This is a genomic window from Candidatus Accumulibacter phosphatis (genome assembly GCF_000024165.1).
GTDB lineage: Bacteria > Pseudomonadota > Gammaproteobacteria > Burkholderiales > Rhodocyclaceae > Accumulibacter > Accumulibacter phosphatis.
On the sequence record NC_013194.1, the window covers coordinates 3,242,450 to 3,256,055 of the forward strand.

Here is a 13,606-nt window from a genome sequence, read left to right on the forward strand (position 1 = left end):
GAGGTTCAGCGCTTGCGTATCCATTCCTTGAGTGCCGAGCAGGCGCTGGCCAGCCTGAACAGCTCCGCCGCCGGCCTCGACGCGAGCGAGGCGGCGCGCCGACTGGCCGAGTACGGCGCGAACTATCTCGAAGAAGTCGAGCGCCAGCACCTGCTGCTGCGCTTTGCGCAGGAATTCACCCACTTCTTCGCCATCATCCTGTGGATCGGCGCCGTCCTCGCATTCGTCGCCGAGCACTTCGACCCCGGCCAGGGAATGGCGCGCCTCGGCGTCGCCATCGTCGGCGTCGTCATCATCAACGGCATCTTCTCGTTCTGGCAGGAGTACAAGGCCGAGCGCGCGGTCGAGGCGCTGCGCCAATTGCTACCGCAGAAGGTGAAGGCGCTGCGCGCCGGCGAGATCGTCGGCCTTCTCGCCAGCGAACTCGTTCCCGGCGACATCGTGCTGCTCGAAGAGGGTGACTTCGTTCCGGCCGACTGCCGGCTGACCGAGGTTTTCGGTCTGCGCGTCAATCTGTCTACGGTCACCGGCGAGTCGCTGGCGAAGGCGCGCACCGCCGAGTCGAGCAGCGAGGAGTCGCCCTTGCAGGCCAGGAACGTCGTCCTCGCCGGCACCTCTGTCGTCTCCGGGCAGGGGCGCGGCGTCGTCTACGCCACCGGCATGCGCACCGAGTTTGGCCGCATCGCCCACCTGACGCAGACCGCTGGCGAAACGGTCTCACCGCTGCAGCGCGAGATCGCGCGTCTTTCGCGCATCGTCGCCGGCCTGGCGACCGGCATGGGCGTCCTGCTGTTCTTCGCCGGTCAGGCAATGGGGCTGCCGGCCTGGGAGAACCTGCTGTTCGCGATCGGCATCATCGTCGCCAATGTCCCGGAAGGACTGCTGCCGACGGTGACCTTGTCGCTCGCCATGGCGACGCAACGAATGGCCAGGCGCAACGCGCTGGTGCGCCACCTGCCGGCGGTCGAGGCGCTCGGTTCGACGACCGTGATCTGCAGCGACAAGACCGGCACGCTGACCCAGAACCGGATGTCCGTGCAGCGGCTGTGGATAGGCGGCGCCTTCATGCCACGCAGCGACTTGCCGACGCGCGCGCACGTGCTGCAGGAGCATCGCCAACTGTTCATCAATGCCGCGCTGTGTCACAACCTGAAGGCGGTCGAAGAAGCCGGACGGCAGGCGCTGCACGGCGATCCGATGGAGATTGCCCTGGCCGAGATCGGCCGCGAGATCGCCGGCGACCTGGCCGCCTTTTCCCGCATCGACGAGATCCCCTTCGACACCGATCGCAAGCGCATGTCGGTGCTCGCCGAAACGCCGCACGGACGCATGCTCTACTGCAAAGGGGCACTCGAAAGCGTGCTCACGAGCTGCCGCTTCATCCACCTCGACGCCGGCCTGGCACCGCTCGATCCCGCCGCCCGCACACGCCTGCTGGCCGCACAGGACGAGATGGCCGGCGCCGGCCTGCGTGTCCTGGCGTTCGCGCATCGCGCCGTCGACGAGGCGGGATCGCCCGGCGACGAACAGGACATGATCCTCGCCGGGCTGATCGGCCTCGAAGACCCACCCCGCGCCGAGGTTCCGGACGCGATCGCGCGTTGCCATGCCGCCGGCATCCGGATCATCATGGTCACCGGCGACCACCCGCGCACCGGCGTCGCGATCGCCCGTCAGATCGGCCTGCTCCGGAGCGAGCAGCCGCTGGTGGTCGATGGCGAGCAACTGCGTCTGATGTCGCCAACGCAATTGCAACTGGCGCTCGATGCGCCCGAGATCCTCTTCGCCCGCGTCGCCGCCGAGCAGAAGATGCGCATCGTCGAGGCGCTGAAAAAGAAGGGCGAGATCGTTGCCGTCACCGGCGACGGCGTCAATGATGCGCCGGCGTTGAAAACCGCCGACATCGGCATTGCCATGGGGATCAGCGGTACCGACGTGGCCAAGGAAGCAGCCGACCTCATCCTGCTCGACGACAACTTCGCCAGCATCGTCGCGGCGATCGAGGAGGGGCGCGCCGTGTTCGAGAACATCCGCAAGTTCCTCACCTACATCCTCAGCTCGAACATTCCCGAGCTTGTCCCCTATCTCGCCTTCGTCCTCTTCCGCATCCCGCTGCCACTGACCATCATCCAGATCCTGGCGGTAGACCTCGGCACCGACATGCTGCCGGCGCTGGCGCTCGGCGCCGAGAAGCCCGATCCCGCGGTGATGCAGCGGCCGCCGCGGGCGCCCAACGAGCGGCTCCTGTCATGGGGCCTGATCGCGCGCGCCTACCTGTTCCTCGGCGTCCTCGAAGCGGCGGCGGCCATGCTTGCCTTCTTCTTCGTCCTCGACGCTGCCGGCTGGCACTACGGCCAGTTGCTCGACCGCTTCGACCCGGTCTACCTGCAGGCGACCTCCGCCTGTCTGGCGACGATCGTCGTGATGCAGGTGATCAACGTCTTTCTCTGCCGCCATCCGCGCCGCTCCCTGCTTGCCTGCGGCTTCGGCGGCAATGGCTACCTGTGGCTGGGCATCGTCGCCGAGCTGGCGGTCATCGTCTTGATCCTGTATACCCCGTCCGGCAACTGGCTGTTCGGCACCGCCGCGATCGGCGGCACTACCTGGCTGCTGGCGATCGCCTGTGCGGCGCTGATGTGCGTGCTCGAAGAACTGCGCAAGCTGTCGATTCGGCAGACCAGGGGGGCCTGAGCGATGCCCCGGACACGCCCACTGCTGATAGACGCCCTGCTCGACCCGGCACGCTATCCCGATCGGGCGGCTCAGGTCGAACTCGTCGAGACGCACGCCTCATGGCTGCTGCTGGCCGGCGAGTTCGCCTACAAGATCAAGAAGCCGCTCACCCTGCCCTTCCTCGACTACGGCACACTCGACAAGCGCCACGCGTGCTGCACGGCCGAGTTGCGTCTGAACCGTCGCTTTGCGCCCGACATCTACCTCACCGTGGTGCCGATCACCGGTCGTCCTGACGAACCACAGTTCGCCGGCAGCGGCACCATCATTGAATACGCGCTGAAGATGCGCCGCTTCGCCGAAGCGGGGCGGCTCGACCATGTCTGCGCGCGCGGCGAACTGCGGCCACAACAGATCTCCGACCTCGCCACCACTGTCGCGACCTTCCACGCGCAGGCCGCAAGCGCGTCACCGGCCAGCGCTTTCGGTCAGCCCCCGCAAGTACTGGCGCAGGCCCTCGAGAACTTCGGCGAACTGCAAACGCTGTTGCCGACCGATGCGGAACAGGAACAGGAACGACTGGCACGACTGGCCGCCTGGACACAGGCTGAATTCGAGCGTCTGGCGCCCAGCTGGGTCGCCCGCAAGGCTGGCGGGCGGATCCGCGAGTGTCACGGCGACCTGCACCTCGGCAATCTCGTGCTCATCGACGGCCGCGTGACGCTCTTCGACTGCATCGAGTTCAGCGAAGATCTGCGCTGGATCGACGTCGCCAGCGAGCTCGCCTTCACCTACATCGACCTGCTCGACCAGCGTCAGCCGGGCCTGGCCGGCTGGTTGATCAACGAATGGCTGAGCTGCAGCGGTGACTACGACGCGGCACCGGTGCTGCGCTTCTACGCCGTCTATCGCGCGCTGGTCCGCGCCAAGGTCGCGGCGATCCGGGCAGCCCAGGCCGGCGACGATCCCGGCCAGGCACGCGCCTACCTCGCGCTCGCCGATCGACTGGTGAGCCCACAGCCAGCACGCTTGATCATCACGCACGGGCTTGCCGGCTGCGGCAAGAGCCGCGCCGCACGGCGAATGCTGCTGAGCGATCCCACGGCAACGACGCTCTGCCTGCGCTCGGACGTCGAGCGCAAGCGTCTGTGCGGTCTCGCACCGGCCAGCGGCAGCGGTTCGCCGCTCGACGGCGGCATCTACACCAAAGACATCAGCGAACTCACCTACCAGCGGCTGTACGCCCTCGCGCAGATCTTGCTTGCCGCCGGCTGGTCGGTAATCGTCGACGCCGCCTTCCTCGAACGCTGCCGCCGCCAGGCGTTTCGGGCTCTCGCCGAAGACGCCGGCCTAGCTTTCTCCGTCCTCGCGCCACAGGCCACGCCGGCACAACTGCGCGCCCGCGTCCGCCGCCGCCTGGCGAAAGGCCGCGACGCGTCGGAAGCGACACTGGCGGTCCTCGAACAGCAAATGCACCGCGTGGAAGCACTGAGCCCCGCCGAACTCGATCTCCTGCTCTAGCCAGACCGACGTCCGCCACGCGCTGGACTCTTCGCGAATCCGGCGAGCAAACCGGCTGCGCGCCTGCGCAGTGTCGGAGAAATTTACAGACCACCTTTCCAGGCTCCTGCCGACCGTTCATAACACTCTGATTTTTCTTTGCAACATGCCGATCAGAGAATGGGGCATGGATATTGCTTCCTGCGTTGCTGTATACCGTGATTTCGGGCAGGATGAGGAGAAGGCCGTCGCAACTGGCCACTGGTTTCTGTTTCAGATGACGATCGCCTCCTGTGCCCGCCGTGTCCGCTACCCGAGCCACGGCCTCAGGACAACGCCGCAAAGACCGCGCCAAGGCGGTTTATCAGGTAAAATCGACTTTGGCTTCGGCACAGCGCGGGCTGTCGCGTCGTGTTCAGAGTGAGGAGCACCATGAATATTCTCAATAGCTGGAAGACTCTTGAACTGAGTACCCGTGAAGGGGAGGTACTGCTCTGCATCGAAGGGCGCGTGTACGGGAGCAATCCACGCTTCCCCTCTTCGTCGCATATCAGGACGTCACCGATCACCGCTTACAGGTTCGAGTCCAACGCGATGGTGGTAATGACCAAACGTGGATCCGAGTACGTCTTGGGAAAACCGGACCCGTCACAGGCGTTTGCCCAGCAACGCCTGATCCGGCGCCTCGCACTCATTAACCAGGCACCGCCTTCGAGCTTCAACGAAATCGAATCGCAGTTGACGGGCTACCCCGCTCTGCAAAGAGACGAGACAACCCAGGAGATCTAGTCCTGGCAGGCTCCCGGCCCGGCCAGCATCGGGATCGCGAGCGCCGTTTGCGGAAGCACCCGCTTCCCGGCAGTGCACACAAATTCCCCGCGTTCCCGACCACCAGCAACCAGAACTCGCCGCATCAGCGTGTAAGCCGCCTGTCGTCCAAATGACGGCGGGGGCCGAAGCCCCCGCCGATAGCCTTTCTGTTTATTGGACGGCTACGTCCTCAGCAGGCCTAAGCGGCCAGTGCGAAACGCTCATCGTTGGCGTTTATGGATTTGCGCGGATTACGTCCGTCGCCTCTCGGGCCGCCTGCTCGCCTTCTGTCACCCTGTCGAAACCAGTACACCCCCGCAGTGGTGGAGGTGGCGGGAATCGAACCCGCGTCCAGAACGCTTCCGGTTTGCCGGAATTACGACCGTAGGATCATTATGCGGCCACCGGCCCGTGAATTCAAGACTTCAAGACGTAACGGCTTCGTCCAACAGGTGTGACGCGATGTTTCGATGACGACGGTCCTGACTGGTTCAGCGATCCTCTCCCGCCTTTCGTCGCGGACCACCACGTGCAGCTTGAGGCACCCACGCGCGTTGGCGTGCACCGCAGCACCTCCGGCTGGAACACGAATCGACTCGCTCCACCTATCCTGCCAGAAGTCCGCCCGACTGCTGCGCTCGCCTGTCCGACCGGCATTGCCTGCATCCCACCGCCAGGACGTGAAGCGGCTGGGCTGGATCACTCATGCTTCAGGGCTGCTCGCTGTCAGCTAGAGGAGGCCTCGTTCGGCGAACGACAGAGGCGGCGATTGTGCCGCCACGATGAAATGATCGAGCACGCGGACCTCGACCAGCGCCAGCACCTGCTTGAGGTCGGCGGTCAGCAGCTCGTCGGCGCGCGAGGGTTCCGCGACGCCTGACGGGTGGTTGTGCGCCAGAACGACCGCTGCCGCATTGTGGTACAGCGCCTTCTTGACGACCTCGCGCGGATAGACGCTGGTCTGCGTCAAGGTACCGCGAAAAAGCTCCTCGGAGGCAATCAGGCGGTTCTGCGCATCCAGCCACAAGGCAAAGAAGACCTCGTGCTGTAGTCCGGCAAGGTGCAACCGCAGGTAGTCACGCACGGCACCGGGGGAGGCAAAGGCGATCCCGTGTTTCATTTCCTCGGCCAGCGCCCGCCGCGCCAGTTCGACTACCGCCTGCAACTGCGCGTATTTTGCCGGTCCCATGCCGGGCACCGCCGAGAAGTCGAGCTGGCTGGCGGCGAACAGGCGGGTAAGTCCACCGAAGCGCCCGAGCAACTCGCGCGCCAGATCGACCGCGCTCTTGCCCCTGCTGCCGACGCGCAGAAAGATCGCCAGCAACTCGCCATCCGAAAGCGAAGCCGCACCCTGTGCCAGCAGGCGCTCGCGCGGTCGCTCATCCTCAGGCCAATCAGTAATCGCCATGCCGCCATCCCAAGAAGAATCTGCCCTGTCAATTCTACCCGCGATAGGGTAGAACCATCCGCTACCCACCGACGCGCGACGTCTGCGGCCGAGGGGTTCTGCGTCCGTCCGGCCGGTCGATATGGACCTCAGCGTCCGAGGACGTTTATCGCGCAGCAACAAGTCGCTATCATAGGAGCATGAAAACACGAATTCTCCTGGTCGAGGACGATGAACGCCTTGCCGAACTTACTGCCGAGTACCTGCGCAAGAACGACTTCGACGTCGACGTCGAGTCGCGTGGCGACACCGCCGAAGCGCGTATTCTCAATGAACGACCCGACCTCGTCATTCTCGATGTGATGCTTCCCGGCAGGGACGGCTTCGAGGTCTGCCGCGCTGTGCGCGGACAGTATGGTGGCGTGATCCTGATGTTCACGGCGCGCGATGAAGACTTCGATCAGATCTTCGGCCTGGAACTCGGCGCCGACGACTACATTGCCAAACCGGTGCAGCCGCGCCTGCTGCTGGCCCGCATCAAGGCTCTGCTGCGCCGCGCGCCAACCCTCGGTAGCGGCTTTACCGGAGAAAATCCTGACGCAGAGGAACCGGCCGAACTGGCTTTTGGCCGGTTCCGCATCAGTCAGGCGACTCGCAGCAGCCATCTCGGCAGCGACAGCATCGACCTGACCACGGCGGAATTCGATCTACTCTGGCTGCTCGCTCGCCACGCCGGGAACATCCTGTCGCGCGACGATCTGCTGCAGGAACTGCGCGGCATCGGCTTTGACGGGCTCGATCGATCGATCGACGCTCGGATTTCCAGGCTGCGGCGCAAACTCGGTGACGATCCCGAGAACCCCACGCGCATCAAGACTGTCCGCGGCAAGGGCTACCTGTTCAGCAAACATGACTGGCAATAGCAGGCTGTTGGCCCTCTTCGGAACCAACGCGCCGGCGCCGTGGCGAGGGCGCTACAGCCTATCCCGGCTGTTCTTCAACTTCTACTTGCTGGTCATGGGCTCCTTCGTGGCCATCGCGATCTTCGCCGACTTCGTCATTTCGACCGCCGTCAAGGGCATCACCGACGAGTACACCAGCCGGTTCATGCGCGGCACCATCGTTCTGATTGAAGACGAACTCTTCCGCAAGCCACGTTCCGAATGGCCGAAAACGGTCGAGATGCTGGATCGGAAGTTTGCCTACAAGCTGGATATCGTTGATCGGTGGACGCTTAAACTACCACCCGGACAGGCTGAAAAGCTCGACGACGGCGAACTGGCCATCGACGCCCAGGGCGACGTCCTCTACCACCGCCTCAAGCAGACGCCGCAGATCCTGGTGGTCGGCCCGATCTCACCGGAACGAAATCCCGAGTACCGGAAGGGCCTGCCGCTCGACTTGCGTATCAGTCTGCTGACCTGGAGCTTGATTGGTCTGTGCCTGGCGATCGTCGTCTGGCTCTGGGTCCATCCGGTCTGGCGAGATCTGGAAGCCATGCGCCAGACCGCACGAGCGCTCGGCGAGGGACTCTTCGAAGCGCGCGCGCCAACGATGCGCAGTAGTGCCTTTGGCCCTCTCGCGGAAACACTCAATGGCATGGCCGAACGCATCCAGCGGCTGATTGCCACGCAGAAGGAACTGTCCAGCGCGATCTCGCACGAGTTGCGAACTCCCATCGCGCGTATGCGTTTCGCACTCGAGATGCTCGCCGGGACCGAACAGCCATGTGAGCGCCAACGTCTGTGGCAGATGATGGAGCGCGACCTCGATGAACTCGACGGACTGATCGACTCCAGCCTGACCTACGCCCGCTTTGAGCGGGAGCAACCGGAACTGCACCTGAGCACGGTGGACATCGCTCCATGGATCGAGGAGCAGGTAGCGGCCAATCGCCTGCTCGGGCGCAATCTTCAGTTACTGGTGGACACCTCCGCCCTGCCGCCGGCGCAGCGTGTTGAACTCGATTGCCGCAGCATGCCGTACGCAGTCACCAATCTACTGCGCAATGCCATCCGGTACGCCAGGACACGCATCCGCGTGAGCGCCGCCCTCGTCGGCGACCAGATCGAGCTGCACGTCGACGATGACGGAATCGGTATTCCGCCGGACGAGCGCGAACGCGTCTTCTCGGCCTTCACCCGGCTGGATCGCTCGCGCGACCGGGCGACCGGCGGCTACGGCCTTGGCCTGGCAATCGCGCGTCTGGTTCTGGCGCAGCACCGCGGTACTGCCAGCGCCGGCGAATCGCCGCTCGGCGGCGCCCGCTTCACGCTGCGCTGGCCACTGTCACAGAGCGTCACCGAAAGCTGACGCAACTGCTCAAGACTCCCGGCCAGTTCGCCTCTATCATTGAATTGGTATATATAACAATGATGGAGGGAAACAAGATGAGCGAATTCAATCGGAACTGCGAGCGAATTCTGGCCACGACGCGACAGCACTTCTTCGCAACTCGCCCGGACGGAAACTGTGATCAACGAGACGACGATGAGGAGTGTTCTGGCAGTTACCGCTGCGACATTCTGCAGAGAGCCCATAGCGGCAAATGATCGCAGTGGCTCGAGTTCCTGTGCGCTTCCCGGTGGCCGAAGGCATCGGCATTTTCATCGGCGTTGCTGCATGGGAATTGCTCACTGTGGGTGAGTTGAAGCTGCTCGAGGCACTGTTGGCCGGTGCCGCGGGTGCTCTCGTATGGTATGGCGTGCGCAGCCTCCGGCGCCGTACTCGTGGCGCATCGTCAGTTCAGGGCTTGACAAGGCCGACAGACGGACCTGAGCGCGACCAGTAGCCGCGCCGCTTCTTCGGGTTCCGTGTTCAAGGTTGGCGCGCTGTTGAGCGACCGCCCCTCAGATGGTCCTGGCAGTCCGCTCCCAGCCCGGCGCGCCTTCTTTCGGAACAAGTCGGCAGCCGGTTCTGCCGAGATATCACACCGCGGATGGGGGGGCAACGGCCGCTCCAGCCGTCGCGGGAGAAGCTCCGATGACGCGCACCTCGCGTTGCGGAAAAGGAATTTCGATGTCGTGTTCGCGAAACGCCCGCCAGATCGCCATGTTGATCTCCGAGCGGACACTGCCGGTTCCTTGCTGAGGATCCGCAATCCAGAAACCCAGATCGAGATTTATACCACTGTCGGCAAAGGTGGTGAGCAGCGCTTGCGGCGGCGGGTCGGTGAGCACTCTCGCCGGCACCTGCGCCGCCTCGCGCATCAGGCGCATTGCCAAATCGAGGTCGGTACCATAGGCAACCTGAACCGAGATCGCTACGCGCAACCGTGAGTCGGTAAACGATTCGTTGCGTACGATATTCGACACCAGATACTCGTTCGGGATGATCACTTCGGTGCCGGCGAGCGTTCGCACGACAGTGTACCGAGCGGTGATCTGCGTCACGACACCGGAAGTCGTTGCATCGACCGCTACCACATTGCCGATGCGTATCGAACGGTCAAGCAGGATGATGAAGCCGCTGACGTAGTTGCTCGCGATCTTCTGCAGACCAAGTCCCAGGCCGACGGCCAGGGCGCCGCTGAATACCGAGAGTGCTGTGACATCGATGCCGACGATCGAAAGGCTGAGCAGCAGCGCGACCACCGAAAGCACTGCCTTTACCAAACGGCCGAGTACCACGCGCATGTTGGCATCCAGATTCTCGCTCGCCAACAGGCGGCGCTCGATCTCGCCGGAAAGCCAGAGCGCGACCAGGACCGTGACACAAACCGTCACCAGGCCGGTCAGGAGGGTCCACAAGTCGAGCTTCTGCTTGCCCGCATGGAAGCTTACCTGCTCGAGCAATTCGACGATCGGATCCGCGAGGCCGGAGATATGGAGCGCCAGGCAGATCCAGATGGCGGTGGCGATAAAGCGCTCCGAACTCGCCAACAGACTGCCGCCCGAGAAGGCGTGGCGCAGGATGTAGATTGCCGCTCGTACCAGCGCCAGGGAGAGGAGCAACGGCACCGCCAAGTCGAACAGGCTGACCGGTGCGAAGTGCCAGAGCCTGAATGCCTTGCGCACAATCAGCACGAAGATCAGTGCCAGCAGAGGAAAGGCGACGCGTTTGAGACTGCCCGTGCCGAAGGTTCGCAAGGCGCCATGCTCGGCATGCGCACGCACGAACGCCTGTTGCCTCCCGTAGCGCGACAAGGCCCAGGCCAAGAGCAGGCAAATCGCCAATGCCATGACCTGCCAGAGGAAGCCGGGGTCGCGCAGATCACGCCACAGCTCCATCAGCAAGGCAAACATCTCCCGTTCGCTCATTTTCTCTCCATCACAGCCGCATAGAACGCATCCGTCCCGTGGCGATGTGGCAACAGACGCAGCCGCTCGCCACAGTCAATCATGATCCCCTGGGTGGCGAGGACTTCCTGAGCCGAGCACGTGACGAACTCGGGATGGCCCGCCAGGAAGCTCCGAACAACCTCCTCGTTCTCGGCCTCGAGCAGGCTGCAGGTAGCGTACACGAGCCGTCCGCCAGGTTTCACCAGAGTGGCCGCCGCGGCGAGAATGACGGCCTGCTTGGTGCTCATTTCGGCGATGCTGCCTGGCGTCTGCCGCCACTTCAGGTCGGGATTGCGGCGCAGGGTCCCCAGGCCGGAACACGGCGCATCGACCAGCACACGATCCAGCTTGCCGGCCAGGCGCCGGATCTTGATGTCGCGTTCGGAGTCGATGCGCACCGGATGGACATTCGACAGACCGGAACGTGCCAGACGCGGCTTCAGCCTGGCCAGCCGCCTCTCGGCGACGTCGAAGGCGTAGAGCCGGCCCTGCGAGCGCATCAGCGCACCAAGCAGCAAGGTCTTGCCGCCAGCACCGGCGCAGAAGTCGGCGACCATTTCGCCGCGTCTGGGCTGCAACAGGAAACCCAGCAACTGGCTGCCCTCGTCCTGCACCTCGATACTGCCATCGACGAACAGCCGGTATTTGGACAGGGCCGGCTTGCCAGCCAGACGGATACCCAGTGGCGAGTAGGGGCACGCTTCGGCCGTCAGGCCATCAGCCAGCAGACGCGCCAGCACGTCCTGCCGTCCCGCCTTGAGTGAATTGACGCGCAGGTCGAGCGGCGCCGGTTGATTGAGGCCGGCAGCCAGGCGCTCGATCTCTTCGGCGGAGAACTGCTCGGTCAACAGCGCGTAGAGCCAGTCCGGCAGATCGAGGCGTACCGCTACCGGCAGGCCATCGACCTTCACAGCCTTGGCGTGCGCCAGCCATTTGCTTTCCGATTCGTTGAGCACGACCGCCAACTCACGGCGGTTCATTCCCTGCAGACAGGCAAGGGCGGCCAGCAACAAGCGTCGCGAGGTGACCTCATCGGCACAGCGCGCCGACAGCGATCGTTTGCGGCGGAGCACCGCGAAGACGATCTCGGCGACAAAACCACGGTCGGCATGGCCAAGTTCGCGATGCTGCCGGAAATAATTCGAAACGACGAGGTCGGCCGGGAAGGCCGAGCGGAGCAGCTCGGACAGCAGCACTTCGGCATGACGGAAAAGAGCGGGAGAGAAGCGCACGTTCAGGGTTCCTGAGGCAATTCAAAGGCGGTCGCGACCTGCACGAAGACATCTCCCTTGCGATCGGTATGCTGGATCTTCACCGGCAGCAGGTGCCGATCGTAGGCCAGCCAGAGCTCGGTCGTCGCCACTCCCGGTACACGCAGGTGCAGGCAGCGAAACGTCCCGGCGGGAGTCTCGATGTCCTCGTCACCGACCACCTCGAGGCGATACGCGGCGAACTTCTTGCCGGTGGCGATCGGGAGCTGGCTACCCGAAGCGAGATTGTCGATCAATCCCAGCTGGTAGTTGAAGGACAACAGATCCTGTGCGCCGCGGCTCAGAGTCTGCACCGGCCGACCCGGCATGCGCAACTGCATCTGCCCCCAGTCGAACTCGGTCCCCGCGCCGATCTCGCGCCCCTGCTGGCGAGTCACGAAACGTTCGGGCACCAGGCCGTCAACGGTCATCCGGCCGCGGCTTTCGAGTTCTACGCGTAGCGGCCGGAACACCGCGATCAGCCCGGTCGTCTCGGTGACGGCGGTAATCCGGTAAGCCCCATCGATGACCTCCCAGTCGTGTACCGAAGTACCGATCTGAAAACCCTGATCACCGCGATCGACGCGGTAACGAATCATCCCTCTCGCCGGCAACGGCGACTCCACCGGAGAAGGCGTCGCCAAAGGCGACGCCCCTGCCGCTTCCTGGTCGCTGGCGTCTTCCGCCAGCGAGCCGGCCGGAGCCTCGGGATCCGCTGCGGCCTCGGACTCCGCCTCTGGCGGGCCAATCAACGCCGCGGAATCGGCAGTGTCGAGAAGCGCCGCGCGGGCCGGCGGCGCCGATGACTTGCGTGAGACCGGCCGACGTTTTGCCGGGACTGCTTTCGCAGCCGGCTTCGCCGGCAACTCGACCGGCGGCACAGGTTTCACCAGCGGCTGGAGTTCAACCAACAGCGGCGGCGGCTCGCTGGCAATCGACAGGTCAACGTCCGGACCAAACAGCACCAGGCCATGCATACCGAGCGAGGCCGCGAAAGCGATGATCAGGACGAAGGGCATTGGGCGACGGGCTCAGCCCCCGCCAAGTGGCGGTGCGATCAGTACGCCGGAACCATCCTGCGGGGCGTCGAGCGTCACGCGCCCGTCGTTCAAATGCAGGCGACCCTCGGCAAACCAGCGTACCGCCAGGGGAAAGATCTGATGCTCCCGAGCCAGCACGCGCGCGGCCAGCGCCGACTCGTCGTCGCCGTCAAGCACCGGCACCGCCGCCTGAACGATGACCGGCCCGTGATCGAGATCGGGGGTGACGAAGTGCACGGTGCACCCATGAATCCGCACCCCCTCGGCCAGTGCGCGCCGATGCGTGTGCAGGCCGGGAAACGCCGGCAGGAGGGAGGGATGGATGTTGAGCAGACGCCCGGCGTAGCGACGAACGAAAGAGTCACCGAGAATCCGCATGAATCCGGCGAGCACGACGAGATCCGGAGCGAAGTCGTCGATGGTTGCGGCAAGCACCGCATCAAACGCCTCGCGCTCCGTGTACAGTCGATGATCGACGACGCGCGTGCTCACCCCGCAGGCAGTGGCCGTCGCCAGGCCCTGAGCGTCGGCACGGTTGGCCACAACGCCGACGATCTCTACCGGCAGCGCCCCGCTGGCGGTGGCCGCGAGCAGCGAGGCCATGTTGCTGCCGCGTCCGGAGATCAGGATCACGACCCGCATCAGGCGCTCCGTCCGCCCCGCGAC

At 64.5% G+C, this 13,606-nt stretch carries 10 protein-coding genes and 1 other RNA gene; 5 read left to right on the forward strand and 6 right to left on the reverse strand.

Annotation, left to right across the window (positions count from 1 at the left end; translation table 11 throughout):
* Nucleotides 1–12 precede the first annotated feature (12 nt).
* The 3 genes from CAP2UW1_RS13940 to CAP2UW1_RS13950 all read left to right on the forward strand — a co-directional run bounded on the left by CAP2UW1_RS13940 (nt 13) and on the right by CAP2UW1_RS13950 (nt 4,962).
* Nucleotides 13–2,691: a cation-translocating P-type ATPase gene (locus CAP2UW1_RS13940; protein ID WP_015767261.1), complete on the forward strand. Its 2,679-nt coding sequence runs from the start codon at nt 13–15 to the stop codon at nt 2,689–2,691.
* Nucleotides 2,692–2,694: 3 nt separating this feature from the next.
* Complete coding sequence (locus tag CAP2UW1_RS13945) at nt 2,695–4,194, forward strand: bifunctional aminoglycoside phosphotransferase/ATP-binding protein (RefSeq protein ID WP_015767262.1); 1,500 nt, start codon at nt 2,695–2,697, stop codon at nt 4,192–4,194.
* A gap of 411 nt (nt 4,195–4,605) precedes the next feature.
* Complete coding sequence (locus CAP2UW1_RS13950) at nt 4,606–4,962, forward strand: hypothetical protein (RefSeq protein ID WP_015767263.1); 357 nt, start codon at nt 4,606–4,608, stop codon at nt 4,960–4,962.
* Nucleotides 4,963–5,114: 152 nt separating this feature from the next.
* On the opposite strand, the gene ssrA is transcribed toward CAP2UW1_RS13950, so the two are convergent.
* Both ssrA and radC read right to left on the reverse strand, forming a co-directional pair.
* Nucleotides 5,115–5,418: a transfer-messenger RNA gene (gene ssrA / locus CAP2UW1_RS24575) on the reverse strand.
* Nucleotides 5,419–5,713: 295 nt separating this feature from the next.
* Nucleotides 5,714–6,391, reverse strand: a complete 678-nt coding sequence (gene radC, locus CAP2UW1_RS13955) for a RadC family protein (RefSeq protein ID WP_015767264.1) — start codon at nt 6,389–6,391, stop codon at nt 5,714–5,716.
* Between the two features lie 179 nt (nt 6,392–6,570).
* Between radC and CAP2UW1_RS13960 the strand changes: the two genes are divergently transcribed.
* Complete coding sequence (locus CAP2UW1_RS13960) at nt 6,571–7,293, forward strand: winged helix-turn-helix domain-containing protein (protein ID WP_015767265.1); 723 nt, start codon at nt 6,571–6,573, stop codon at nt 7,291–7,293.
* Nucleotides 7,280–8,683 (forward strand): ATP-binding protein, encoded by a 1,404-nt coding sequence (locus tag CAP2UW1_RS13965; RefSeq protein WP_015767266.1) that lies wholly within the window; start codon nt 7,280–7,282, stop codon nt 8,681–8,683. Before CAP2UW1_RS13960 ends, CAP2UW1_RS13965 begins: the two co-directional genes overlap by 14 nt.
* Before the next feature lie 614 nt (nt 8,684–9,297).
* Here the strand turns inward: CAP2UW1_RS13965 and CAP2UW1_RS13970 are convergent.
* The 4 genes from CAP2UW1_RS13970 to purN are packed head-to-tail and all read right to left on the reverse strand — an operon-like array spanning nt 9,298 to nt 13,585.
* Entirely contained in the window at nt 9,298–10,629 is a 1,332-nt protein-coding gene (locus tag CAP2UW1_RS13970; protein ID WP_015767267.1) for a mechanosensitive ion channel family protein, read from the reverse strand.
* A complete protein-coding gene (locus tag CAP2UW1_RS13975) occupies nt 10,626–11,882 on the reverse strand; it encodes an RsmB/NOP family class I SAM-dependent RNA methyltransferase (RefSeq protein WP_015767268.1) in 1,257 nt (418 codons plus the stop codon). The genes CAP2UW1_RS13970 and CAP2UW1_RS13975 overlap by 4 nt, the downstream gene beginning before the upstream one ends.
* A 2-nt stretch (nt 11,883–11,884) precedes the next feature.
* Nucleotides 11,885–12,919: a DUF3108 domain-containing protein gene (locus CAP2UW1_RS13980; protein ID WP_015767269.1), complete on the reverse strand. Its 1,035-nt coding sequence runs from the start codon at nt 12,917–12,919 to the stop codon at nt 11,885–11,887.
* Nucleotides 12,920–12,931: 12 nt separating this feature from the next.
* Complete coding sequence (gene purN, locus CAP2UW1_RS13985) at nt 12,932–13,585, reverse strand: phosphoribosylglycinamide formyltransferase (RefSeq protein WP_085953043.1); 654 nt, start codon at nt 13,583–13,585, stop codon at nt 12,932–12,934.
* Nucleotides 13,586–13,606: the final 21 nt, after the last annotated feature.